We start from the raw sequence: 25,430 nt of genomic DNA on the forward strand, positions 1-25,430 counted from the left end.
CCGTGCCTGGAGAACGGCACGACGAGCAGGGCTCCCGGACTCCGGTCCGGGAGCCCTGCTGCTTTCTCCGGCTGCTCCCGGCTCTGAGCGAGGCCCGTGTCTGCCTGCGAGGTGTGGGTGGGGGAGGGGCCTTCTAGAGTCCAGGCGTGATCGTGACCGCCGGGCTGCTCGTGCTCCTGGGCTTCGGGCTCTTCGTGGGCGGGCTGCTGACCGGTGTCACCGCGCTGTACTGGAGTTGCGTGGCCGCCTGCGTCGTGGCCGCGGGGGTGCTGATCGCCGCCCGCCGGAAGATGGCGGCTCGATCAGCCTCCGCGACGACGCCCCCCGCCACCGCTCCGGCCGTCCCCCCGGCAGCGGCCGGGCCGGACCTGGCGACCGGCGCCACCGCCGCGCCGCCCACCGCCGCGCCCACCCCGGCGACGGTGCAGGAGACGCCTCCGGATACCCACCCGGAGCCGGGAACCGCCCCCGTCGCCGGACCGGCTGCCGGCGCGACCGCCGCCTCCGTGGCGGCCGCGCAGGGCCCCGAGGCTCCGGTCGAGCTGCCCGATCCTCCGGTGGAGGAGGTCGAGGTGACCGACCTGCTGATCATCGTCGACCTCACCGACGAGGTGCTCGTCGTCGACGAGCACCCCCGGTACCACGTGCCCGGGTGCGTGCACCTCCAGGGGCACAGTCCCATCCCGCTGCCACTGGACGAGGCGCGCACCGACGGGTTCACCCCCTGCGGCGTGTGCCGGCCCGACCGGACCCTGGCGAAGCGGGCGCGCGCCCGCCGCTAGCAGGCCCGGTCCCGCTCCTCCCTTCCCGCTGGCGGCGAGCGGGGAGGGGGAGGTGCTCAGGCCTTGGCCACCCAGAACCGGGAGCCCTCGGGCCCCTCGACGCCCTCGCCCGGGCCCGCCGTGCCGGCGTGCACCGCGCTGGCCAGCACCTCGCCGGCCAGCTGCTCGGCGTGCTCGGTCAGGGCCTGCGCCATGGCGCCGTCGGCGGTCCACGACAGCTCGATCCGGTCGCTGACCTCCAGGCCGCTGGTCTTGCGCGCCTCCTGCACGAGCCGGACCACCTCGCGCACCAGGCCCGCGCGCTCCAGCTCGGGGGTGAGGGTGAGGTCCAGGGCCACGGTCAGGCCACCGGCGCTGGCCACGGTCCAGCCCTCGCGCGGGGTCTCGGTGACCACCAGGTCGCCGTCCTCGAGCGGCACGGGAGAGCCCTCGACGTCCACGCTCGCCGTGCCGGCGCGGTAGGCCGCGACGAGAGCCGGCGCGTCGGCCGCGGCGACGGCCCTGGCCACCGCCTGCACCTGCTTGCCCAGACGGCGGCCCACCGCGCGGAAGTCCACCTTCACGCTGACGTCGACCAGGTCGCCCCCCACGGCGGCCAGCTCCATGAGCTCGGCGACGTTGAGCTCGTCGGCGACCTCGGCGACCAGGTCGCGGGGGAGGGCCGACCAGCCGGGCGCGGCGACGACCGCGCGGGCCAGCGGCTGCCGGGTGCGCATCTTGGCCGAGGTCCGGGCCGAGCGGCCCAGCTCGACCAGGCGGCGCACCAGCGCCATCTGCTCGACCAGGGTGTCGTCGAGCGCGGTCTCGTCCACCTGGGGCCAGGAAGCGAGGTGCACGCTGTCCACCGGCGCCTGGCCCCCCGGCCCGGCCAGGCCCGGCACCACGGCGCGCGACCAGACCTCGTCGGTCACGAACGGCGTGAACGGCGCCATGAGCCGGGTCAGCCCGTCGAGGACCTCGTGCAGGGTGCCCAGCGCCGAGGGGTCGCCGTCCCAGAAGCGGCGCCGGGACCGGCGCACGTACCAGTTGGAGAGGTCGTCGACGAACTGGGCCAGGAGCCGGCCGGCACCCTGGGTGTCGAAGTCCTCCAGCGCCGCGGTGACGTCGCGGGTCACGGCGGCGAGCTCGGCGAGCGCCCAGCGGTCCAGCAGCGGGCGCTCGGCGCGTGGGGGCGCCGGGCTCGCGACCGGGTCCCAGCCGTTGGTCTCGGCGTACAGGGTGAAGAAGCTGGCGGTGTTCCAGTAGGTGAGCAGCACCTTCCGGACGACCTCGGACAGCGTCTCGTGCCCGACCCGCCGGGCCGACCACGGCGAGCCCCCGGCGAGCATGAACCAGCGGACGGCGTCGGCGCCGTGCCGGTCCATGAGCGGGATGGGCTCCAGGATGTTGCCCAGGTGCTTGCTCATCTTCCGGCCGTCCTCGGCCAGGATGTGGCCCAGGCAGAGCACGTTCTCGTAGGAGCTCTTCTCGAACACCAGGGTGCCGACGGCCATCAGCGTGTAGAACCAGCCGCGGGTCTGGTCGATCGCCTCGCAGATGAACTGCGCCGGGTAGGCCGCCTGGAACTGCTCGGAGTTGCGGTGCGGCGCGCCCCACTGCGCGAACGGCATCGAGCCGGAGTCGTACCAGGCGTCGATGACCTGCCGGACGCGCCGGTAGGTGCCCTCCTCGCCGGGCCGCGTGAAGGTGACGTCGTCGATGAACGGCCGGTGCGGGTCCAGGTCGGAGAGGTCGCGGCCGGTCAGCTCCGACAGCTCGGCCAGCGAGCCGACGGCCACCATCCGGCTCGGATCGGCGTCGTTGCGCCAGATCGGCAGCGGCGTGCCCCAGTAGCGGTCGCGGGAGAGAGCCCAGTCGACGTTGTTGTTCAGCCAGTCGCCGTACCGGCCGGTCTTGATGCTCTCCGGGTACCAGTTGGTCTTCTCGTTCTCCGCGAGGAGCTGGTCCTTGATCTGGCTGGTGCGGATGTACCAGGACGGCTGCGCGTAGTACATCAGCGGCGTGTGGCAGCGCCAGCAGTGCGGATAGCTGTGCTCGTACCGGATCTCGCGGAACAGCACGCCGCGGTTCTCCAGGTCCTCGACCAGCTGCGGGTCGGCGGCCTTGAAGAAGTGCCCGCCCACCAGCCGGACCCCGGGCAGGAAGTGCCCGGTCGGGTCGATGGGGTTGACCACGGGCAGCCCGTAGCCGCGGCAGACCGCCAGGTCGTCGGCGCCGAAGGCGGGGGACTGGTGGACCAGGCCGGTCCCGTCGTCGGTGGTGACGTACTCGGCGAGGACGACGAAGTGGGCGTCCTCACCGGCCGGGAACTCGACCAGGTCGAACGGCCGCCGGTAGTGGGTGCGCTCCCAGTCGCGGCCGGGAGCGCGGCCGAGCACCTCGGCGTCCTCCCCGAGGACGGCGGCCAGCAGCGGTTCCGCCACCACGACCGGGACGTCGTCGGAGCCGGCCGCCCGGGCGACGACGTAGGGGACGTCGGGGTGCACGGCGACGGCGGTGTTGCTGGGCAGCGTCCACGGCGTCGTCGTCCAGACCAGCAGGTCGGCCTTGCCGGCCCACTCGCCGTCGGTGATCGGCAGCCGCACGTACACCGACGGGTCGGTGATCGTCTCGTACCCCTGGGCGACCTCGTGGTCGGACAGCCCGGTGCCGCAGCGCGGGCAGTAGGGCGCCACCCGGTGGTCCTCGACCAGCAGCCCCTTCTCGAAGACCTGCTTCAGCGACCACCAGACGCTCTCGATGTAGGCCGGGTCCATCGTCCAGTAGGCGGTGGACATGTCGACCCAGTAGCCCATCCGGTGGGTCAGCTCGGTGAACGCGTCGACGTGGCGCTCCACCGACGCCCGGCAGCGGGCGTTGAACTCGGCGATGCCGAACCGCTCGATGTCCGGTTTGCCGGCGAAGCCGAGCTCCTGCTCGACGGCGATCTCCACCGGCAGGCCGTGGCAGTCCCACCCGGCCCGGCGGGGCACGGAGAAGCCCTGCATCGTCTTGAACCGGGGGAAGACGTCCTTGAACGCCCGCGCCTCGATGTGGTGGGTGCCCGGCCGGCCGTTGGCCGTGGGCGGGCCCTCGTAGAAGGTCCACTGCGGGCGGCCGGCCGACTCCTGCAGCGACCGGTCGAAGACCTTCTCGTTCTCCCAGCGCTCCAGGATGCCGCGCTCCAGGGCGGGGAGGTCGACCTGCGGGGGCAGCGCGGAGAAGGGGCCGGGTGAGCTCACGGGCACCATCATCCCCGACCCGGGTGGCGCACCGGTGGGCCGGGCCACCACCGGGGGAGCCCGCCCGCCGTACGGGAGACTGACCGCATGCGGAGCGGCCGAGGGTGAACACGACCGTCACCGTCGCACTGGCCCTCGGGGCGCTGGTCGTGCTGGTCGCCGCGGTCGCGCTCCGGCTGGCCGATCGCGTGGGCCTGCCGAGCCTGCTGCTGTACCTGGCCCTCGGCCTGGCGATCGGTGAGGGCGGGCTGGGCGTGCGTTTCGACGACGCCGAGCTGACCCAGACCCTCGGGGTGGCCGCGCTGGTCGTCATCCTCGCCGAGGGTGGGCTGACCACCCGCTGGGCCGACATGCGGCGGGCGGTCGGGCCGGGGCTTTCCCTCGCCACCGTCGGGGTGGCGGTGAGCGTCGGCATCACCGCGGCCTTCGCCGTCTGGCTTCTCGACGCCTCGTGGGGCTTCGCCCTGCTGCTGGCCGCGGTGGTCGGGTCCACCGACGCGGCGGCGGTCTTCGGGGCCCTGCGGAGGCTGCCCCTGCCCCGTCGGCTGGCGGCCTCCATCGAGGCGGAGAGCGGGCTCAACGACGCCCCGGCGATCCTCCTGGTCACCACCCTCGCCGCCTACCTCACCGGCGCCGGCCCGGGAGCGTGGTGGCTCATCGTGCTGCAGGTCGTCGGCCAGCTGATCGGCGGCGCCCTGATCGGCGTGGCGCTCGGGGTCGGCGGGGCGGCGCTGCTGCGCCGGGTCGCCCTCCCGCTGGCCGGCTTCTACCCGCTGGCGATGCTGGCGCTGTGCGTGCTCGCCTTCGCGACGGCCACGCTCGCGGCCACCTCGGGCATCGTCGCGGTGTACCTGTGCGGGCTGGTGCTGGGCAACGCGGCCCTCCCGCACCGCGCCGCGAGCATCGGCTTCGCCGAGGGCATGGCCACCCTCGCCCAGATCGGGTTGTTCGTCCTGCTCGGGTTGCTCGCCTCGCCGTCCCGGCTGGCCGATGCCCTGCTCCCGGCGCTCGTGGTCGGCGGGGCGCTGCTGCTGGTCGCCCGGCCGGTGTCCGTGGTGCTGAGCCTGGTGTGGTTCCGGATGCCGTGGCGGCAGCAGGCCTTCGTCTCCTGGGCGGGCCTGCGCGGAGCCGTTCCCATCGTGCTCGCCACCTTCCCCGTGACCGCCGGGGTCACCGGCGCGGCCGGCATCTTCGACACCGTCTTCGTGCTGGTCGTCGTCTTCACCGTCGTGCAGGGCTGGTCCCTGCCCTGGGTGGCGCGACGGCTGCGGATCGCGGCCCCGGTCACGCCGCGCGACGTGGAGGTGGAGGCCGCCCCGCTGGAGACGCTGGACGCCGACCTGGTGCAGCTGACCGTGCCGGACGGGTCGCGCCTGCACGGTGTCTACCTGCCGGAGCTGCGGCTGCCCGAGGACGCCGCCGTGGTGCTCATCGTGCGCGAGGGCCGGGCGTTCGTGCCCGACCGGACCACCCGGCTGATGCGGGGCGACCAGGCGCTGCTGGTGTCGGCGCGCGGCTCCCGGGCGGAGGCGGAGCGGCGGCTGCGCGCGGTCAGCCGCGCCGGCCGGCTCGCCATGTGGCGGGGCGAGACCGGCCGCGCCGGCGAGGCCGACTGAGGGGCCGTCCTCGTCCGCGCGCTCGGCGCGGGCCGCGTGACGGTGGACGCTCTGCTGCGGACGTCGGCGTTCCGTGACATCGTGATCCCACCGGCACCGGGCGGCGGTCGCCGTGCCGGGATCCCACGGAGCACGTCATGCGGTATCTCTTCCGGCCACCGGCTACCGACGCGACCGGGCTGCTGTCGCTGCCGTGGCACCAGCCGCTGGAGGAGTGGGACGACGCCCTGCTCCTCGACGTCCCCTCGCGCGGCATCTCGCGGCACGTGGTGCGCTTCGTCGCGCTCGAGGGCCGGGTCTACGCGCTGAAGGAGATCGACGAGCGGCTGGCCCGGCACGAGTACGCGCTGCTGGCCCAGTTCGAGGGCGAGGGCCTGCCGGCGGTCTCGGTGCTCGGCATCTGCGTCGACCGGCCCGACGAGCAGCCGGCGGTGCTGGTCACCCGCTACCTCGAGTACTCGATGTCCTACCGCTGGTTGTTCTCCCGGCCACGCGGCGCCCAGTCGGCCGAGCAGCTGCTCGACACCATGGTCGTGCTGCTCGTGCGGCTGCACCTCGCCGGCGTCTTCTGGGGCGACTGCTCGCTGTCCAACACCCTCTTCCGGCTGGATGCCGGCACCTTCGCCGCCTACCTGGTCGACGCCGAGACCGTCGAGCGCCACCCGCGGCTGTCGCCCGGCCAGCGCCGCTACGACGTCGACCTGGCCCGCGAGCGGGTCGGCGCGGAGCTTCTGGACCTGCGGTACGGCGGTCTGCTGCCCGAGGGCATCGACCCGATCGAGGTGGCCGACAGCCTGCCCCGGCGCTATGAGTCGCTGTGGGAGGAGGTCACCCGCGAGGAGGTCTTCCGCACCGACGAGCAGCGCTACCGGGTGGCCGAACGGCTGCGGCGGCTCAACGAGCTCGGTTTCGACGTGGGCGAGGTCGAGCTGCGCACGACCGACGAGGGCACCCGGCTGCGGGTGGAGACCCGGGTCGCCGAGCCGGGGCACAACCGCCGGGAGCTGTTCCGGCTGACCGGGCTGGAGGTGCGGGAGCGCCAGGCCCAGCGGTTGCTCAACGACGTCCGGGCCTTCCGGGCCTACCTGGAGCAGAAGTCCGGCCGGCCGGTGCCCGAGACGATCGCCGGCCACCGGTGGCTGGGGGAGGTCTACCAGCCCGTGGTCGACGCCATCCCCGAGCACCTGCGCGGCCGGCTGGAGCCGGCGGAGGTCTTCCACGAGGTGCTCGAGCACCGGTGGTTCCTGTCCGAGAAGGCCGGGCGGGACGTCGGCACGACGCAGGCCGCGCGCTCCTACTTCGAGACCGTGCTCCCCAGCACCCCGCAGGAGCTGACGACGCCGTCGGCCATCGTCGGCCGCGGCTGAACCGCAGGTAACCGGCCGGTCGGACCGGCGTCACGCGGATGTCTCGTTCGGTTTGACAGCCCCTGACGGCAGTACGACGCTCCAAGGACCCCCGAGATCATCGGGCTGCACCGGACGCCAACGGAGGCGATGCGCGTGTCAGAGATTCCCGATCTCCACCTGCCGCGTGCTCGGGCGGGGGTGTCGCTCCCCGGTCGCTCCCGACGGCCGCGCCATCTGGCCGGTGCCGCCGCGGGTGTCGTCCTCGCCTCGGCCCTGGCCGCCTGCGGCGGTGACTCCGCCGGGCCGCCGACCCTCACCTGGTACATCAACCCGGACAACGGCGGTCAGGCCGAGCTCGCCAGCCGCTGCACCGAGGCCGCCGAGGGCCGCTACCGGATCGAGACGGCCCTTCTCCCGCGCGACGCCGCCTCCCAGCGCGAGCAGCTGGTGCGCCGGCTCGCGGCGAAGGACGCGTCGATCGACCTGATGAGCCTCGACCCCATCTACGTGCCCGAGTTCTCCCAGGCCGGCTTCCTGGCAGACGTCCCCGACGACGTCACCGAGCGCGTCACCGAGGGCGTGGTGCAGAGCGCCATCGCGGGCGCCACCTGGAACGAGGAGCTCGTCGCCGTCCCCTTCTGGGCCAACACGCAGCTCCTCTGGTACCGCCAGTCGGTCGCCGAGGCCGCCGGCCTGGACATGAGTCAGCCGGTCACCTGGGAGCAGATCGTCACCGCGGCGCAGGAGCAGGACGTGGAGCTGGGGGTCCAGGGTGCCCGTGCGGAGTCCCTCACGGTCTGGCTGAACTCGCTCATCGAGTCCGCCGGCGGGTCCGTCATCGAGGACAACGCCGACGACCCGGAGAACATCGAGCTGGGGCTGGCCAGCGAGGCCGGTGTCCGGGCCGCCGAGGTCATGCGCATGGTCGCCGACTCCGGGCAGGCTGGCGCCGCCTTCTCCACCGAGAACGAGTCGGCCTCGGCCGCCGAGTTCGAGGGGGAGAACGGTGGCTTCATGGTCAACTGGCCGTTCGTCTACGCCCAGGCCCTCGCCGGCGTGGAGGGCGGCACGCTCGACCCGTCGGTGCCGCAGGACTACGGCTGGGCCCTGTGGCCCCGGGTCGACGAGGACACCCCGAGCGCCCCGCCGCTCGGCGGCATCGACCTCGGGGTGGGCGCCTTCAGCGAGAACGCCGACCTCGCGTTCGAGGCGGCGGAGTGCATCACCACCGACGAGAACCAGGCCTACTACATGATCAACGAGGGGAACCCGGCCTCGTCGGCCGCGGTGTTCGACGACCCCGAGGTCCTCGAGCAGTTCCCGATGGCCCCCACCATCCGGGAGTCGCTGGAGCAGGCCGCACCGCGCCCGCAGACCGCTTACTACAACGAGGTCTCCGGCGGGCTGCAGCGGATGTACCACCCGCCGGGTTCGGTGGAACCCGGTGAGACCGGTGAAGAGGCCGGGGAGCTCATCACCGCCGTCCTCCGAGGGGAGCAGCTGCTGTGACGCAAACCGTTCTCCCACCGACCAAGAAGACGGCGCCCGTCTCGGCGCCCGACGGCACGGTCAGCGACCGGTCCCGCGGCGAGCGGAGGCTCGGCTGGCTGCTCGCCGGCCCGGCGTTCGTGGTCATGCTCGCGGTCACCGCGTACCCGATCCTGCAGGCCACCTACGAGTCGCTGTTCTCGTACCGCCTCACCGACCCGGGCAACCGGGAGTTCGTCGGCCTCGGCAACTACGGGGTGATCCTCAGCGACCCGCTCTGGTGGCAGTCGCTGTGGGTCACCGTGCTCATCACCCTCATCACCGTCGCGGTGGAGCTGGTCCTCGGCTTCGCGCTGGCGATGGTCATGGCGAAGGCGCTCGCCTCGATCCGCCCGGTCGTCCGGGCCGCGATCCTCATCCCGTACGCGGTGATCACCGTCGTCTCCGCGTTCGCCTGGCAGTTCGCCTTCGACATCAACACCGGGTTCGTGAACTCGTGGTTCGCCTGGCTCCCCGGAGTGGCCGCGGACACCGACTGGTTCGGTGACTTCTGGACGTCGATCTTCGTCATCTGCCTGGCCGAGATCTGGAAGACCACCCCGTTCATCTCGCTGCTGCTGCTCGCCGGCCTGGCCCAGGTGCCCGAGGTGCTGCAGGAGGCGGCCCAGGTCGACGGCGCCACCCGGTGGCAGCGGCTGTGGCGGGTGACCATCCCGAACATGAAGGCGGCGATCATGGTCGCCCTGCTGTTCCGCACGCTGGACGCGTTCCGGATCTTCGACAGCATCTTCGTCATGACCGCCGGTGCGAACGGCACCGAGTCGGTGTCCTTCCTGGCCTACCGGCAGACGATCTCCCGGCTGGAGATCGGGCTCGGTTCGGCGGTGTCAGTGCTGCTGTTCATCGCGGTGATGCTCATCGCCGCGCTGGCCGTCAAGGGGTTCAAGGTGGATCTGGGCGCGGCGAGAGGGGAGCAGTGATGTCCGGGCGGAAGCGGGCGCTGTGGCTCGTCGGCGGTGCGCTGATCATCGTGTACTGCCTGTTCCCGATCGCGTGGATCATCTCGCTGTCGTTCAAGTCGACCAACGACCTGACCACCGGCGGGTTCCTCCCCACCGAGTTCTCGCTGGAGAACTACGAGCTCATCCTCACCGGCGGGGCGAGCGGCCTGTTCCTGCCGGCGCTGCGGAACAGCTTCGGCATCTGCCTGATCGCCACCGCGATCTCGTGCCTGCTGTCGATGTTCGCCGCCTACGCGATCGCCCGGTTGGACTTCCCCGGCAAGAAGCTGATCCTCTCCACCGCGCTGGTCGTGGCGATCTTCCCGATCATCTCGATCGTCACCCCGCTGTTCAACCTGTGGCGGAACATCGGTCTCTACGACACCTGGCCGGGCCTGATCATCCCCTACCTGTCGCTGACCCTGCCGATCTCCATCTGGACCATGTCGGCGTTCTTCCGGGAGATCCCCTGGGAGATGGAGCAGGCGGCGCAGGTCGACGGCGCCACCAGCTGGCAGGCGTTCCGGCGGGTCATCGTCCCGTTGGCGGCCCCGGGTGTCTTCACCACCGCGATCATCGCCTTCTTCATCGCGTGGAACGACTTCCTCTACGGCATCTCGCTGACCTCCACCAGCGCGGCGCGGCCGGTGCCGGCCGCCCTGGGCCTGTTCTCCGGCGAGTCGCAGTTCGTGGAGCCGACCGGCTCGATCGCCGCGGCCGCGGTCATCGTGACCATCCCGGTCGTCGTCCTCGTCCTGCTCTTCCAGCGGCGCATCGTCGCCGGCCTCACCAACGGCGCGGTCAAGGGCTGAGCGCCATGACCGACCACAGCCGCACCTTCCCGACCCAGCGAGGGGACGAATCCTGATGGCCTCCATCGAGATGAAGAACATCGTCAAGCAGTACGGCGACGGGTTCCAGGCCGTGAACGACGTCAGCCTCGACATCGCCGACGGCGAGTTCATGATCCTGGTGGGCCCGTCGGGCTGCGGGAAGTCCACGCTGCTGCGGATGATCGTCGGGCTGGAGGACATCACCAGCGGGGACATGATCATCGGCGGCAAGCGGGTCAACGACCTGGCGCCGCGCGACCGGAACCTCTCCATGGTCTTCCAGAACTACGCCCTGTACCCGCACATGACGGTGTTCGAGAACATCGCCTTCCCGCTGCGGCTGGCCAAGACCCCCGACGACGAGGTCCGCCGCAAGGTGAACGAGGCCGCGGAGGTGCTCGAGCTCAAGGAGCACCTCGACCGCAAGCCGGCCAACCTCTCCGGCGGTCAGCGCCAGCGGGTCGCCATGGGCCGGGCCATCGTCCGTGACGCCGAGGCGTTCCTGTTCGACGAGCCGCTGTCCAACCTCGACGCCAAGCTGCGCGGGCAGATGCGCACCGAGATCTCCCGGCTGCAGCGCCGGCTCGGCATCACCACCGTCTACGTCACCCACGACCAGACCGAGGCGATGACCCTCGGCGACCGGGTCTGCGTCCTGCGCAAGGGCGAGATCCAGCAGGTCGCCTCACCTCGCGAGCTGTACGAGCAGCCGGTCAACCTCTTCGTCGCCGGGTTCATCGGCTCGCCCCCGATGAACTTCCTGCCGGCGACGCCGGAGGGCAACCGGCTGAAGACCCCCTTCGGCGAGATCGTGCTGGAGGAGAAGCGGGCGAAGGCGGTCGCCGGGCACGACCTGCTGCTGGTCGGCATCCGCCCCGAGTACTTCGAGGACGCCTCCCTGGTCGACGAGGCCAAGCGCCCGGTGGGCTCGACGTTCCGGGCGCGGGTGGACGTCACCGAGTGGCTCGGCGACTCCCAGTACGCCTACATCCCCTACGACGCCCCCGACTCGATCCGGGCGCAGCTGCGCGACCTCTCCAAGGAGCTGGACTCCGAGGAGCTGCGCACCCAGGCCATCGTCTCCATCGACGCGACGAGCCGGATCCGGGAGGGCCGGGAGGCGGAGTTCTGGCTGGACAGCCGCAAGGTGCACGTCTTCGACCCGGAGTCGGGGGAGAACCTGACCCGTGACGCCGAGGCCGGAGCCGAGCTGACCCGGCTGGCCACCCAGGACCGGATGGAGCAGGTGGAGGAGTCGCAGCCCCGCTCGCTCTCCGACGACGGGCACGCGCGGGTGGGCGGGGCTACGGCCGTCGGCTCGTAGGAGCAGCGGGGCGGCTGAGGCGGCGCGGCTATCGTCTTCGGCGATGGCCGCGCGGCCACGTCGCGATCCCGCCGAGCCGAGGAGCCCCCCTGTCCGAGCACGTCGACCCGGCGGACGACGCGCCCCGGGGCTCCTCCGCCGTCGCGCCCACCGGCCGCACGCGCACCCGGCTCCTGCTGGGCCTCGCCGCCGTCGTCCTGGTGCTCGACCTGGCCACCAAGCTGGTCGTGGTGGCGACCATCGAGCCGGGCGAGGACATCCGCACCCTCGGCGGGGCGCTGTACCTGACCCAGCTGCGCAACACCGGGGCGGCGTTCTCCTTCGCCGAGGGCTTCACCGTGCTGTTCACCCTGGTGGCCGTGGCGGTGGCCGTGGTCATCGTGCGGACCGCCCGCCGGCTGCGGTCGACCGGCTGGGCGGTGGCCCTGGGCCTGGTGCTCGGCGGGGCGCTGGGCAACCTGGTCGACCGGATCTTCCGCGACCCGGGCTTCCTGCGCGGCGGCGTCGTCGACTTCCTCTCGGTGTTCGGCCCCGACGGCAGCGTGTGGCCGGTGTTCAACGTCGCCGACTCGGCCATCGTCTGCGGCGGCCTCCTCGGGGTGCTGCTGGCGCTGCGGGGCATCGAGTTCGACGGCACCCGCAGCGGCGCGGACGACCAGGCCGACACGGCCTGAGCAAGGATCCCAGCCCACACCCCGCTCGCAGGCTCGCGGCGGGGCCCTGCCGGAGGGCCGTTCCAGTGCTGCACCGAGGCCGGCAGTCACAATGGAGCCCGTGACCAGCGCTCCCGGCCTCCACCGGGCCCTCCCGGTGCCCGACGGGCTGGAGGGCCAGCGGGTCGACCAGGCCCTGTCCCGGCTCTTCGGCCTGTCCCGCACCGCCGCGGCCGAGGTGGCCGACGCCGGCCACGTCGTCGTCGACGGCCGCGTCCGGGGCAAGGGCGACCGGCTCAGCGGCGGCAGCTGGCTGGAGGTGGAGCTGCCGCCACCGCCGGGGGAGCCGGCGCCGCCCCGGCCGGTCGAGGGCATGACGATCCTGTTCGACGACGACGACCTGGTCGTGGTCGACAAGCCGGTCGGCGTCGCGGCGCACCCCAGCCCCGGCTGGGACGGACCCACGGTCATCGGCGGTCTCGCGGCGGCCGGCTACCGGATCTCGACGTCGGGGGCGGCCGAACGGCAGGGCGTGGTGCACCGCCTGGACGCCGCCACCACCGGGGTCATGGTCGTCGCCAAGAGCGAGCGGGCCTACAGCGCGCTGAAGGCCGCCTTCAAGGAGCGCTCGGTCGAGAAGGGCTACCACGCCCTCGTGCAGGGTCACCCCGATCCGTCCCGCGGCACGATCGACGCACCGATCGACCGGCACCCGCGGCACGACTGGAGGTTCGCCGTCGTCAGCGGCGGACGCCCCTCGGTGACGCACTACGAGGTCACGGAGGCCTTCGCCGCCGCCAGCCTCGTCGACATCCGGCTGGAGACCGGCCGCACGCACCAGATCCGCGTGCACTTCTCCGCGCTGCGCCACCCCTGCGTCGGTGACACGACCTACGGCGCCGACCCGACGCTCGCGGCACGGCTCGGGGTCTCCCGTCAGTGGCTGCACGCGGTGCGGCTGGGCTTCCCCCACCCGGCCGACGGGCGGTGGGTCGAGTTCACCAGCGAGTACCCGTCCGACCTCGCCGGCGCGCTGGCCGTGCTGCGCGCCGAGGCCTGACGCTCCTCCGGTGACGGCCCTGCCGGACTCCCTCGCCGAATTCGGCCCGGCGGCGCTCGCCGCGGTCGTGGTGGCCGTCTACCTGGTGGTGGGGGAGCCGGTGGTCGGGCACGTGCTGCACGGGCGTTTCGAGGGCCGGCTGCGCACCGACGCCGGAGCCCGCCGCTCGTTCTACCGGCGGCTGCTGGTGCTCGAGTGGGGGCTGTCGGTGGTCGCGCTGGTCGTCTGGCTCGCGACGCCGGGGGTCGACGCCGCGGCGGTGGGGCTGGCCTGGCCGCGCGCGTGGCCCGGGCCGCTGACCGCGGTCGTCGTCGTCGTGGTGCTGCTGCTCGTCGTCGCCTCGACCCGCCAGCTGCGCGCCGGGGCCCTGCTGGAGACGACCCGACCGGCGCGCCGGTCGGGCCACTCCCCGCCCGCCCATGGCCGGCACGCCGAGCCACCGGGGCAGTCGACGCTGGCCCTGCTCCCGCGCACGGCCGACGAGCGGCGGCTGTTCACCGTCGTCGGGGTCACCGCCGGCGTCTGCGAGGAGTGGCTCTACCGCGGGTTCTTCCTCGCGGTGGTGGCGGCCGTGACCGGCGGGGCGCCGGAGGTCGTCCTGGTGGTCGTCGCCGCCGTCGCCTTCGGGCTGGCGCACGCCTACCAGGGCCGCGCGGGCATCGTCCTCACCGGCGTCCTGGGCGGAGTGATGGCGGTGCTCTACCTGGACACCGGCTCGCTGCTGCTGCCCGTGCTGCTGCACGCGCTGATCGACCTGCGTTTCCTGCTCGTGCCGGCCAGCGCGCTGCCCGCCCCGGGCGCCGGCCCGCAGGGGGATGCGGCCGGCTGAGCACACGGTCACCAGAATGGGGCCGTGCCGAGCCCCACCGCGCAGGTCGCCACTCCCGCCGACTGGCCGGAGGTCGCGGACCTGCGCACCCGTGTGTTCGTCGTCGAGCAGGGCGTTCCGCCGGAGATCGAGCGGGACGACGCCGACGCCACGGCGGTGCACGTGCTCAGCCGCGACGACGCCGGGCGGGTGGTGGCGACCGGGCGGCTGGTGGTCGACGGCGGGACGGCCCGGATCGGCCGGATGGCCGCCGTCGCCGAGGCGCGGGGGAGGGGCCACGGAGCCGCGGTGCTCGCAGAGCTGCACCGCCAGGCGGCCGGGTGCGGCGCCACCGAGGTCGAGCTGCACGCCCAGCTGCCGGCCCGGCGGTTCTACGAGCGCGCCGGGTACACCGCCGTGGGCGAGATCTACGAGGAGGCCGGGATCGCCCACGTCACCATGCGCCGGCGGCTCGGGAAGGGGCCGGCGGGGAGCGTGTGACGGAGTGGTCCGGATCGCCGGGACACGAACTGTCGGTGGTCGCCGGTAGACCTGTCCAGGTGCGAGGATCGACAGGTACCGGTCCCCGCCCGAGCGTCACCGCCGAACGGCCTTCCCCGCCGGTCATGAGAACCACCCCGTCGACCCGCCCCGCCCCGCGCGGCCGGGCCGTCGAGACCCGTGAGGAGCACCCCGCACCGTGAGCAGCCCGTCCCGTGACGAGAACTTCGTGCACCTGCACGTGCACACCGAGTACTCGATGCTGGACGGGGCGGCGAAGCTGCCGGAGGTCACCGCGGCCGCCGCCGCCCAGGGCATGCCGGCGCTGGCGATGACCGACCACGGCAACGTCTTCGGCGCCTACGACTTCTACAAGCAGGCCAAGGGCGCCGGCGTGAAGCCGATCATCGGCATGGAGGGCTACTACACGCCCGGCTCCCGGTTCGACCGAGCCCCGTTCGACTTCGGCGACAAGCTGATCGACGAGGAGGGTGACGGCGGGTCCAACCGCGGCAAGGCCGCGTACACCCACATGACCCTGCTCGCCCGCACCACCGAGGGCATGCACAACCTGTTCCGCATCTCCTCGCTGGCCAGCCTGGAGGGGCAGTACCGCAAGCCGCGGTTCGACCGCGACCTGCTGGAGCGCTACGGCAAGGGCCTGATCGCCACCACCGGGTGCCCCTCGGGCGAGGTGAACATGTGGCTGCGCGCCGGCAAGGAGGACAAGGCGCGCCAGGCGGCCGCGGACTTCCAGGACATCTTCGGGCGGGAGAACTTCTACGCCGAGCTGATGGACCACGGGCTGTCCATCGAGAAGAAGACGCGCCCCGCGCTGCTGGCCATCGCCAAGGACCTGGGCATCCCGCTGCTGGCCACCAACGACCTGCACTACACGCACAAGGAGGACGCCGACGCCCACGACGCCCTGCTGTGCATCCAGACCGGCTCCCGGCTCAACGAGGCCAACCGCTTCAAGTTCAACGGCGACGGCTACTACCTGAAGTCCGCGGCCGAGATGCGCGAGCTGTTCCCCGGTGACCTGCGCGAGGCCTGCGACAACACGCTCCTCGTCGCCGAGCAGTGTGAGGTGTCCTTCACCGAGGGCGCCGACCTGATGCCGCGCTTTCCGCTGCCGCCGGGGGAGGACGAGACCTCCTGGTTCGTCAAGGAGGTCGAGCGTGGCCTGCACAAGCGCTGGCCGAACGGCATCCCCGACCACGTGCGGAAGCAGGCCGACTACGAGGTCGGGATCATCACGCAGATGGGCTTCCCGGGGTACTTCCTCGTGGTCGCCGACTTCATCAACTGGGCGAAGGACAACGGCATCCGCGTGGGCCCGGGCCGTGGCTCGGCGGCGGGCTCGCTGGCCGCGTACGCCATGGGCATCACCGACCTCGACCCGCTGGCCCACGGCCTGATCTTCGAGCGGTTCCTCAACCCCGAGCGCGTCTCGATGCCCGACGTCGACATCGACTTCGACGACCGCCGCCGCGGCGAGGTCATCCAGTACGTCTCGCAGAAGTACGGCGAGGAGCGGGTCAGCCAGATCGTCACCTACGGCACGATCAAGGCCAAGGCCGCGATCAAGGACGCCGCCCGGGTGCTCGACCGGCCCTACTCGGTGGGCGACGAGCTGACCAAGCTGATGCCCCCGGACGTGATGGGCAAGGGCATCCCGCTGTCGGGGGTCTTCGACCCGGCGCACCCGCGCTACAAGGAGGCCGCAGAGTTCCGCGCCCGCTACGAGTCCGACCCCGGGGCGGCCGAGGTCGTCGACCAGGCCCGCAAGCTCGAGGGGCTGAAGCGCCAGTGGGGCGTGCACGCCGCCGGCGTCATCATCGGCCGGTTCCCGCTGATCGACTCGATCCCCATCATGCGGCGCGAGGCCGACGGCGCGGTCATCACGCAGTTCGACTACCCGACCTGCGAGACGCTCGGCCTGCTCAAGATGGACTTCCTGGGCCTGCGCAACCTCACGGTGATCGACGACGCGCTGCGCAACATCGTGTCCAACGGCAAGGAGCCGGTCGACCTCGACGAGATCAGCAAGGACCTCACCGACCCGGCCACCTACGCCCTGCTCTCCCGCGGCGACACCCTCGGCGTCTTCCAGTTCGACGGCGGCCCGATGCGCTCGCTGCTGCGGCTCATGCGGCCGGACAACTTCGAGGACATCTCCGCGGTCGGCGCGCTCTACCGGCCCGGGCCGATGGGCGCGAACTCGCACACCAACTACGCGTTGCGCAAGAACGGCCAGCAGGAGATCACGCCGATCCACCCCGAGCTGGCCGAGCCGCTCGAGGAGATCCTCGGCGGCACCTACGGCCTGATCGTGTACCAGGAGCAGGTCATGGCGATCGCGCAGAAGGTCGCCGGGTACACCCTCGGCAAGGCCGACCTGCTGCGCCGCGCGATGGGCAAGAAGAAGAAGTCGGTTCTGGACGCCGAGTTCGTGGGCTTCGAGGCCGGGATGAAGGCCAACGGGTTCTCCGGCGCCGCGATCAAGACGCTCTGGGACATCCTCGTCCCGTTCGCCGACTACGCGTTCAACAAGGCCCACTCCGCCGCCTACGGGCTCGTCTCGTACTGGACGGCCTACCTCAAGGCCAACTACCCGGCCGAGTACATGGCCGGGCTGCTCACCAGCGTCCAGGACGACAAGGATCGCCGGCCGATCTACCTGGCCGAGTGCCGCCGCATGGGCATCAAGGTGCTGCCGCCCGACGTGAACGAGTCCTCGTGGGACTTCACCGCCGTCGGCACCGACATCCGTTTCGGCCTCGCCTCGGTGCGCAACGTGGGGCACAACGTCGTCGAGTCGATCGTGCGGGCGCGGGAGGAGAAGGGCGCGTTCAAGGACTTCGCCGACTTCATGCGCAAGATCGACACGGTGGCCTGCAACAAGAAGGTCATCGAGTCCCTGGCCAAGGCGGGGGCCTTCGACTCCCTCGGCCACTCCCGGCAGGGCATCGCCGCAGTCCACGCGCAGGCCGTCGACTCCGCGATGAGCCTCAAGCGCAAGGAGGCCGAGGGCCAGTTCGACCTCTTCGGCAGCTTCGGCGACGAGGGCGGGGAGGACGACCCGTTCGGCGGCGCGCTCGACATCACCGTCCCCACCGCCGACTGGTCGAAGAGCGAGCGGCTGATGTTCGAGCGAGACATGCTCGGCCTCTACGTCTCCGACCACCCGCTGCACGGGGTCGAGCACGTGCTCACCTCGCACGCCGACACCCCGATCGCCGAGATCAACGCCGGAGGGATCGAGGACGGCGCGAACGTCACGATCGCCGGGATCCTCACCGCGGTCTCGCCGCGCACGAACAAGCAGGGCGCCCCGTGGGCGATCGCCACGCTCGAGGACCTCGAGTCGGGCATCGAGGTGCTCTTCTTCCCCAAGACCTGGGCCGAGGTCTCCGAGAAGGTCGTCCGCGACCAGATCGTCGTCGTCAAGGGCCGGATCAGCCGGCGCGACGACCAGCCCTCTCTGTTCGGCTCCGAGGTGACCGTCCCCGAGCTCACCGAGGGTCCGCGCGGCCCGGTGCTGGTCTCGATGGCCGCGGCCCGCTGCACCCCGCCGGTGGTGGAGCGGCTCCGCGAGGTGCTGGGCAGCCACCCCGGCACCACCGAGGTCCAGCTCAAGCTGGTCAACGGCAGCCGGGAGACCGTGCTGCGGCTGGACCAGGGGCTGCGGGTGCGCCCCAGCACGGCGCTGATGGGCGACATCAAGGCGCTGCTGGGGCCCACCAGCGTGGCGATCCTCTGACAAGGGACCCCGTCCTCCCCGCCCTTCGCAGGCTCAGGACGGGGCCCGGGACGGCGCCGAGGGCGGTCCGTTGTTCACTGGACCGGTGAGCGCCCCACCGCCGTCCTTCCGACCGGTTCCCGGGGTGCCGCCCCATGCCTACTGGCGCGGGTGGCCGGAGGTCCGGCAGGACCTGCGCGCGGGGAGGCCGCTGCTGCTCGGCCTCCTGCTGGCGGGCGTCCCGGCCGGGCTCCTCTGGTGGGCCCTGGCCCCGCGCGCCGAGTTCCGCGTGACCGAGACCGGGCCGGTCGCCGTCGGCACGCCGTCGGGTGAGCTGCGGATCGGCGGCGACGCCGTGCTGGTGCTCGTGCTGGCCGGCCTCGGGCTGCTCGCCGGGGCGGTCGCCTGGCGGCTCCGGCGCGGCCGGGGCGTCGGGATGCTGGTGGTCCTCGCCGTGGGGACCTCGCTGGCGGCGCTCGTCGCCTGGCAGACCGGCGAACTGCTGCAGCCGGCGCCCAGCGAGGCTCAACTCGCCGAGGTCGGTGCCCGGGTGACCACGGGGCTGGTGCTGGGCTCGTCGCCCGGGCTGGCCGCCGCGCCGTTCGCCGCGCTGCTGGTCTACCTGGGCTGCGCGCTGGTGGCCGCCGACGACGGCCTCGGGCGGCACGGCCGCGACGACGCCGTCGGACCCCCGCCTCCTCCTCCCGGCACGGGTGCCACCGGCGACCCGCGGTCGCTCGGCCAGGTTCCCCCGCACCCGGGTCCCGCTCGCTGACTTCCCGGGCCGGGTGGCGGACCCGCCTGTGCACGCTGCACAACGAGGTCGGCGAAGTTCGTGCCCGGAGGCCGTGGGCCGGGCCTTCCGGCATCCCTAGTGTCCTGGGTCACAGGGCGCCGCCAGTGATGGGCGCCACATGATCCACCGAGCTAGGGGGCGCACGTCGTGTTGGGTCATCTGCCCTGGTACGCGGCCCAGACCGACCTCGCCCGGCCGTGCGTGCGGGACGACCGGGTCGAGCTGAGCTACGCCCAGTTCGACGTCCGCATCGCAGCCTTCGCCGAGCAGCTCGCCGAGACGGGTTTCGGCCGCGGGGACGTCCTGGCGGTCATGCTGCCCAATCGCGTCGAGCTCCTCGTCGCGCTGTACGCGGCCTGGCGGCTCGGCGGCGTCGCCACTCCCGTCAACCCGGTCTTCACGTCCACCGAGGCCGGGCACCAGATCGAAGACTCCGGTGCTGCGGTGGTGGTGAACAGCGGCCCCGAGGCGCCCACTGCGGGGCGCCCGGCGATCCACGTGCAGGACATGCGCGCCGTTCCGACCGGTGCGCCGGTGCCGCCGGCCGAGCTGCTGCCCGACGCCCTCGCGCTGCTGATCTACACGAGCGGGTCGACCGGCCGCCCCAAGGGCGTGATGCTCGACCACGCCAACGTCGACGCGATGTCGGCGACCATGGCTGAGCACTTCTTGCTGGACGAGCGGGACCACTGCCTCCTGGTCCTGCCGCTGTTCCACGCCAACGCGATCATGGTGAGCGCGCTGGCGATCTTCCGGTCGGGCGGGCAGCTCAGCATCGTCGGCAGCTTCTCCGCGAGCCGGTTCTTCGACCAGGTGGAGCGGCTGCGGCCGACCTACTTCTCGGCGGTCCCGACCATCTACGCGCTGCTCGCCTCCCTCCCCGAGGACGTCCAGCCGGACACGAGCTCCCTGCGCTTCGTCGTCTGCGGCGCCGCCCCGGTCTCCGCCGAGCTCCTCCACCGCAGCGAGCAGCGGTTCGGCTTCACGATGGTGGAGGGCTACGGGCTGACGGAGGGGACCTGCGCCTCGGCCTGCAACCCGGTCGAGGGCGTGCGCAAGCTGGGCACGGTCGGACCGGCCCTGCCCGGCCAGCGCATCGAGATCCGCGGCGAGGGCGGAGCGGCCCTGCCCGCCGGCGAGGTGGGCGAGGTGGTCATCGCCGGTCCCACGGTCATGCGCGGCTACCTCGGCAAGCCCGAGGCCACCGCGGAGACCCTGGTCGACGGGTGGCTGCGCACCGGCGACGTCGGCCGCCTCGACCAGGACGGCTACCTGACGATCGTCGACCGCGTGAAGGACATGATCATCCGGGGCGGGGAGAACATCTACCCCAAGGAGATCGAGGCGGCCCTCACCGCCGTCCCCGGAGTTCTCGAGGCCGCCGTCGTCGGGCGACCGGACGCCGTCCTCGGGGAGTCGCCCGTGGCCTACGTCAGCCTCTACCCCGACGCCCGGGTCGGCGAGCAGGACCTCCTCGAGCACTGCCGCCACCACCTCACCCGGGTGAAAGTCCCCGAGCGCATCGAGATCGTGGACGCCCTGCCCAAGAACCCGGTCGGCAAGACGGACAAACCCGCCCTCCGCCGGTCGCTGCAATCGCAGCCGGCCTGAGCCCACCGCACGCAACCGCACCCACCACATCGCAGTTCGCACCGCACGAGCGCCTCTCGTGCTGATCACCCCTGCCCGGACAAGGAGCACTTCGTGGGATTCAAGACAGCAGACATGCCGCCGGTGGACCCGGCCCAGTTCGAGTCGATGCCGTTCATGGAACGGATGCGCATGCTCGCCACCCACTGGTGCGAGTACGGCTTCGGCGGCCCGAAGACCAACCACATGCTCTACGTCTACAAGCTCGCCTTCTACGTGATCGGCGGGTTCGCGGTCGTCGGACTGACGACGCCGGGCCTGGGCTTCGCAGACCTCGGGGCGTGGTGGGGCGAGCCGATCGTCTACCAGAAGCTGATCGTGTGGACGGTCCTGTTCGAGATCACTGGCTGGGCGTCGTCCTCCGGCCCGCTGGCGTTCAAGTTCAAGCCGTTCATCGGCGGCTTCCTCTACTGGTCGAAGCGGGGCACCCTCCGGCTCCCACCGTGGCCCGGCAAGGTCCCGGGCACCGCGGGTGACCAGCGCACGGCCTTCGACGTGGGCCTGTACTTCCTCATCCTGGCCACGCTGGTGTTCCTGCTGATCGGCCCCGGGGTGCGCACCGACGCCCTGCCCGGCAGCGAGGCCGGCCTGCTGCCGCAGTGGGGGCTGCTGACCTTCGTGGGCCTGATCATCCTGATGGGCCTGCGCGACCGGGTCGTCTTCCTGGCGGCCCGTTCCGAACAGTACGTCGCGGTGCTGTTCTTCTTCGGCGTCCTCGGCAGCCACGTCGACATGATCATCGCGGCCAAGATCGCCATGGTCACCATCTGGTTGGGGGCCGGTGTCTCCAAGTTCGGCCACCACTTCACCAACGTCGTTCCGCCGATGGTGAGCAACACCCCGTGGATCACCTCGCTGCCCTTCAAGCGGGCGCTGTACCGCGACTTCCCGAACGACCTGCGGCCGTCGAAGGTGTCCTGGTCGTTCGCGCACATCGGCGGCACCGTGGTCGAGCTGGTCCTGCCGCTGGTGCTGCTGTTCTCGCCCAACCCGACCATCACCTGGCTGGCCATCGCCGGCATGATCGTCTTCCACATCTTCATCACCTCGACCTTCCCCCTGGCGGTGCCGCTGGAGTGGAACGTCTTCTTCATGTTCGCCACCGCGTGGCTGTTCGGCGGCTTCCCGGCCTGGGACGGCTACGCGGTCACCGACATCAGCTCGCCGTGGCTGCTCCTCCCGATCCTGGCGGCGTTCGTCACCTTCCCGATCCTGGGCAACCTGCGGCCGGACCTGGTGTCGTTCCTGCCGTCCATGCGGCAGTACGCCGGCAACTGGGCCTCGGCGACGTGGGCCTTCCGGGGCGACGAGGCCGAGGACAAGCTGAACAAGCACCTGGTCAAGTTCAACCCCAACCAGGTCGACCAGCTCTCCGGCGCGTTCGGCAAGGAGATCGCGGAGATTTTCATGCAGAAGGCGGTGGCCTGGCGGACGATGCACAGCCAGGGTCGGGGCCTGCTGTCGCTGATGATGCGGCACCTCGACCGGCTGGAGAACTACCGCATCCGCGAGGGGGAGTTCGTCTGCACCACGCTGGTCGGCTGGCAGTTCGGCGACGCCCACCTGCACAACGAGCAGACCATCACGGCCGTGCAGAAGCGCTGCGCCTTCGAGCCGGGGGAGTGCATCGTCGTCTGGGTCGAGTCGCAGCCGATCCACCGCTCGACCCAGCAGTACAAGGTCATCGACGCGGCGCTGGGCGTGGTGGAGCGGGGCTACTGGAAGGTGAGCGACGCGGTGAACGAGCAGCCCTGGCTGCCCAACGGGCCCATCCCGCACACCGTCACGTGGCGCAGCCCCGGCTACACGCCGGCCGGGGAGCACCCCCATCCGGCAGTCCGTGCCAGTGTGAGTGCATGACGGACGCAGTCGTGGTCGGCAGCGGGCCCAACGGGCTCGCTGCCGCCCTCACGCTGGCGGCCTCCGGCGTGCAGGTCACGGTGCTGGAAGCCGCCGACGCAGTCGGCGGCGGCGCCCGGAGCGGGGCGTTCACCCTGCCCGGGCTCACCCACGACGGGTGCTCGGGGTTCCACCCCTTGGCCGTCGACACCCCGTTATCCCGGGAGTTCGACCTCTCGGCGCACGGGCTGACCTGGCGATGGGCCGAGATCGAGTACGCCCATCCGCTGGACGGCGGCCGGGGAGCGGCGGCGTGGCGCTCCGTCGAGCGCACCGCCGAGGGTCTGGGCGCCGACGGCCGCAGCTGGCGTCGTCTCTTCGGGCCGCTCACCGAGGACTTCGGCGACATCGCCGAGGACTTCCTGCGCCCGATGCTGCACGTGCCGCGGCACCCGGTGAAGCTGGGCCGCTTTGGGGCCTACTCGATGCTCCCGGCGGCGGCCCTGGCGCGCCGGTGGTCGACCCCGGAGGCCCGGGCCCTGTTCGGCGGCGTCGCGACGCACGCCTTCCGGCCGCTGAGCTCGCCGGCGTCGTCGGCGATCGGTGTCGCCCTCGGGACCGCGGCGCACCGGTACGGCTGGCCGGTCGCCGAGCGCGGGTCGCAGTCGATCACCGACGCGGTCATGGCCCGCCTGACCGAGCACGGCGTCACGGTCCGGACGGGCGTCACCGTCGGATCGCTGGACGAGCTCGGCTCGCCGGACATCGTGATGCTGGACGTGGCGCCGGGGGCAGCCGTCCGCATCGTGGGCGATCGGATGCCCCGGCGGATCGCCCGCGCGCTGACGCGGTACCGCCACGGACCGGGATCGTTCAAGGTCGAGTTCGCCGTGCAGGGCGGGGTCCCCTGGGTGCACGAGGAGTCCAGGCGGGCCGGCACCGTCCACGTCGGCGGCACGTTCGAGGAGATCGCCGCCGCCGAGAAGGAGATCCAGCGGGGCCGCATGCCCGAGCGGCCGTTCGTGCTCGTGGGGCAGCAGTTCCTGGCCGACCCGACCAGGTCCTCCGGCGACGTGCACCCCCTCTACACCTACGCGCATGTGCCGGCGGGCTGGACCGGGGATGCGACCACCGCCATCGAGTCGCAGATCGAGCGGTTCGCGCCGGGCTTCCGTGACCGGATCCTCGCCCGGCATGTGTGGTCGACGACCGCCATGGAGGAGCACAACGCCAACTACGTGGGCGGGGACGTCGTGACCGGCGCCAACGACCCGCTGCAGCTGGTCTTCCGGCCCCGCATCGCCCTGGACCCCTACCGGCTGGGCGTCGACGGGGTCTACCTGTGCTCGGCGGCGACCCCGCCCGGTGCCGGCGCGCACGGGATGTGCGGCTACAACGCCGCACGTTCGGCGCTGGCAGGACTGGCCCGGTGACCGCCGTGCAGACGGAGCGGTGGGGCGCGGCGGGCACCGGCGGAAACGCTGAACGCCCGGCGCCGCCCCGGCTGAAGGAGCTCGTGGCGCAGGCCGCGATGCGGCTGGACCGCCGGCAGCCGAAGATCGCGCACGACATGAGCGATCTGATCGCCCGCGAGATCAGGTCGCTCGACGTCGATCAGGCCTTCCTGGACCTGCTCCGCGCGAGCGTCGACGCCAATACCAAGACGATCACGCACATCCTGATCAACGACATCCCGATCGAGCGGCTGCAGCCCACCACGGCGGCCGTCGAGTACGCGCTGCGGCTGGCGCAGCGGGACATCCCGGCCAACTCGCTCGTCCGCGCCTACAACGTCGGCAAGGACGACTTCATCGAGCAGATCTTCCCGGACGTGCAGGCCCTCGAGTGCTCGGCCGAGGAGAAGTTCGCCGTCCTGCAGCACATGTCGTCGGTGGTCGGGCGCTACATCGACTGGATCTCGCAGTACGTCTTCGAGGTGTACGAGGAGGAGCGCAACCGCTGGGTCGGCACGCAGGGCAACGTCCGGGCGACGCTGGTCCACGACGTGCTCAGCAGGCGCAACGTGCCCGTCCGGGAGTTCGAGCAGGAGACCGGGTACCGGCTCGACGGCCACCACATCGGCCTGATCATCTGGTCGGTCGACCCGGCTCCGGCCCCGGACGAGCTGCGCATGCTCACCCAGGTCGTGTGGAAGGTGGCCGCCGTCGCCGGCTGCACCGCTTCTCCGTTGATCACGGCGGTGGACCGGATGACCGCGTGGGCCTGGCTCCCGTTCGCGGCGAAGCCGCCGCCGGTCGACATGGAGCAGATCCGGCACGTGGTCGGCCAGGCGAGGACCTCGCGGCTGTGCCTCGGACTCGCCGACGCGGGGGTGCCGGGGTTCCGTCGGACGCACGAGCAGGCCCGGGCGGCTCGCCGGGTGGCGATCTCCCCGGCCGATGGCACGGCGGCCATCAGCTTCGGGGACGAGGGGGTGGCGATCGCCTCCCTGCTCGCCAACGACCTGGAGTCCACCAGCGCGTGGGTCGTCGAGGTTCTCGGAGGGCTGGCGGTCGACGCCGAGAACATGGACCTGCTGCGCGAGACGCTCCGCGTCTTCCTCTCGACCGGCGAGAGCTACACCGACACCGCCGCACTGATGAACCTGCACCGGAACACGGTCCGCTATCGCGTCTCGAAGGCGCTCGAGCAGGTGAGCACCGCGATCCGCACCAACCGTGTCGACCTCGCCGTGGCGCTCAACGTCTGCCGCTTCCTCGGTGCGAACGTGCTCACCCCGGCGGGCCGGAAGTGAGGACGGGGA

Annotated in this window: 18 protein-coding genes; 17 read left to right on the forward strand and 1 reads right to left on the reverse strand. The window is 72.1% G+C overall.

The annotated features are described in order from the left end of the window. The first annotated feature begins 146 nt into the window (after positions 1-146). Complete coding sequence (locus tag ABC795_RS07395) at positions 147-782, forward strand: hypothetical protein (protein ID WP_347060329.1); 636 nt, start codon at positions 147-149, stop codon at positions 780-782. Between the two features lie 56 nt (positions 783-838). On the opposite strand, the gene ileS is transcribed toward ABC795_RS07395, so the two are convergent. Further along, on the reverse strand, positions 839-4,012 hold the full coding sequence (gene ileS / locus ABC795_RS07400; RefSeq protein ID WP_347060693.1) for an isoleucine--tRNA ligase: 3,174 nt from the start codon (positions 4,010-4,012) through the stop codon (positions 839-841). 95 nt (positions 4,013-4,107) lie between these two features. Between ileS and ABC795_RS07405 the strand changes: the two genes are divergently transcribed. From ABC795_RS07405 to ABC795_RS07480, 16 genes are all read left to right on the forward strand, one after another. After that, positions 4,108-5,619 carry a potassium/proton antiporter gene (locus ABC795_RS07405; RefSeq protein ID WP_347060330.1) on the forward strand — a complete coding sequence of 504 codons (1,512 nt, stop codon included), beginning with the start codon at positions 4,108-4,110 and terminating at the stop codon, positions 5,617-5,619. A gap of 137 nt (positions 5,620-5,756) precedes the next feature. After that, positions 5,757-6,986, forward strand: a complete 1,230-nt coding sequence (locus tag ABC795_RS07410) for a DUF4032 domain-containing protein (protein ID WP_347060331.1) — start codon at positions 5,757-5,759, stop codon at positions 6,984-6,986. A gap of 180 nt (positions 6,987-7,166) precedes the next feature. After that, a complete protein-coding gene (locus tag ABC795_RS07415) occupies positions 7,167-8,477 on the forward strand; it encodes an extracellular solute-binding protein (protein WP_347060332.1) in 1,311 nt (436 codons plus the stop codon). Then, entirely contained in the window at positions 8,474-9,436 is a 963-nt protein-coding gene (locus tag ABC795_RS07420) for a sugar ABC transporter permease (RefSeq protein WP_347060333.1), read from the forward strand. The genes ABC795_RS07415 and ABC795_RS07420 overlap by 4 nt, the downstream gene beginning before the upstream one ends. Then, entirely contained in the window at positions 9,436-10,269 is an 834-nt protein-coding gene (locus ABC795_RS07425) for a carbohydrate ABC transporter permease (RefSeq protein ID WP_347060334.1), read from the forward strand. The genes ABC795_RS07420 and ABC795_RS07425 overlap by 1 nt, the downstream gene beginning before the upstream one ends. Before the next feature lie 55 nt (positions 10,270-10,324). Next, entirely contained in the window at positions 10,325-11,614 is a 1,290-nt protein-coding gene (ugpC, locus tag ABC795_RS07430; protein ID WP_347060335.1) for a sn-glycerol-3-phosphate ABC transporter ATP-binding protein UgpC, read from the forward strand. 176 nt (positions 11,615-11,790) lie between these two features. After that, positions 11,791-12,288 carry a signal peptidase II gene (lspA, locus tag ABC795_RS07435; RefSeq protein WP_347060695.1) on the forward strand — a complete coding sequence of 166 codons (498 nt, stop codon included), beginning with the start codon at positions 11,791-11,793 and terminating at the stop codon, positions 12,286-12,288. 91 nt (positions 12,289-12,379) lie between these two features. Beyond that, positions 12,380-13,327, forward strand: a complete 948-nt coding sequence (locus ABC795_RS07440) for an RluA family pseudouridine synthase (RefSeq protein WP_347060336.1) — start codon at positions 12,380-12,382, stop codon at positions 13,325-13,327. 10 nt (positions 13,328-13,337) lie between these two features. Continuing rightward, positions 13,338-14,156, forward strand: coding sequence for a CPBP family intramembrane glutamic endopeptidase (locus tag ABC795_RS07445; RefSeq protein WP_347060337.1), 819 nt, complete (start codon positions 13,338-13,340; stop codon positions 14,154-14,156). A gap of 24 nt (positions 14,157-14,180) precedes the next feature. Next, positions 14,181-14,636 (forward strand): GNAT family N-acetyltransferase, encoded by a 456-nt coding sequence (locus ABC795_RS07450; protein ID WP_347060338.1) that lies wholly within the window; start codon positions 14,181-14,183, stop codon positions 14,634-14,636. Between the two features lie 199 nt (positions 14,637-14,835). Continuing rightward, positions 14,836-18,402, forward strand: coding sequence for a DNA polymerase III subunit alpha (gene dnaE / locus ABC795_RS07455; RefSeq protein ID WP_347060339.1), 3,567 nt, complete (start codon positions 14,836-14,838; stop codon positions 18,400-18,402). An 85-nt stretch (positions 18,403-18,487) separates the two neighbouring features. Next, positions 18,488-19,156 (forward strand): hypothetical protein, encoded by a 669-nt coding sequence (locus ABC795_RS07460; RefSeq protein WP_347060340.1) that lies wholly within the window; start codon positions 18,488-18,490, stop codon positions 19,154-19,156. Positions 19,157-19,324: 168 nt separating this feature from the next. After that, positions 19,325-20,788: an AMP-binding protein gene (locus ABC795_RS07465; RefSeq protein WP_347060341.1), complete on the forward strand. Its 1,464-nt coding sequence runs from the start codon at positions 19,325-19,327 to the stop codon at positions 20,786-20,788. A gap of 93 nt (positions 20,789-20,881) precedes the next feature. Then, positions 20,882-22,687, forward strand: a complete 1,806-nt coding sequence (locus ABC795_RS07470; RefSeq protein ID WP_347060342.1) for a DUF3556 domain-containing protein — start codon at positions 20,882-20,884, stop codon at positions 22,685-22,687. After that, entirely contained in the window at positions 22,684-24,099 is a 1,416-nt protein-coding gene (locus ABC795_RS07475; RefSeq protein WP_347060343.1) for an NAD(P)/FAD-dependent oxidoreductase, read from the forward strand. Before ABC795_RS07470 ends, ABC795_RS07475 begins: the two co-directional genes overlap by 4 nt. Next, positions 24,096-25,421, forward strand: coding sequence for a helix-turn-helix domain-containing protein (locus ABC795_RS07480; protein ID WP_347060344.1), 1,326 nt, complete (start codon positions 24,096-24,098; stop codon positions 25,419-25,421). The genes ABC795_RS07475 and ABC795_RS07480 overlap by 4 nt, the downstream gene beginning before the upstream one ends. Positions 25,422-25,430 lie beyond the last annotated feature (9 nt).

This window comes from Blastococcus sp. HT6-30 (genome assembly GCF_039729015.1).
Classification (GTDB): Bacteria; Actinomycetota; Actinomycetes; order Mycobacteriales; family Geodermatophilaceae; genus Blastococcus.

What these genes read in the sequence shown, in the direction of transcription:
- ileS (WP_347060693.1), bottom strand. Translation starts at nt 4,012, where the DNA reads ATGGTGCCCGTGAGCTCACCCGGCCCCTTCTCCGCGCTGCCCCCGCAG.
- ABC795_RS07410 (WP_347060331.1), top strand. Translation starts at nt 5,757, where the DNA reads ATGCGGTATCTCTTCCGGCCACCGGCTACCGACGCGACCGGGCTGCTG.
- ABC795_RS07440 (WP_347060336.1), top strand. Translation starts at nt 12,380, where the DNA reads ATGGAGCCCGTGACCAGCGCTCCCGGCCTCCACCGGGCCCTCCCGGTG.
- ugpC (WP_347060335.1), top strand. Translation starts at nt 10,325, where the DNA reads ATGGCCTCCATCGAGATGAAGAACATCGTCAAGCAGTACGGCGACGGG.
- ABC795_RS07475 (WP_347060343.1), top strand. Translation starts at nt 22,684, where the DNA reads ATGACGGACGCAGTCGTGGTCGGCAGCGGGCCCAACGGGCTCGCTGCC.
- ABC795_RS07425 (WP_347060334.1), top strand. Translation starts at nt 9,436, where the DNA reads ATGTCCGGGCGGAAGCGGGCGCTGTGGCTCGTCGGCGGTGCGCTGATC.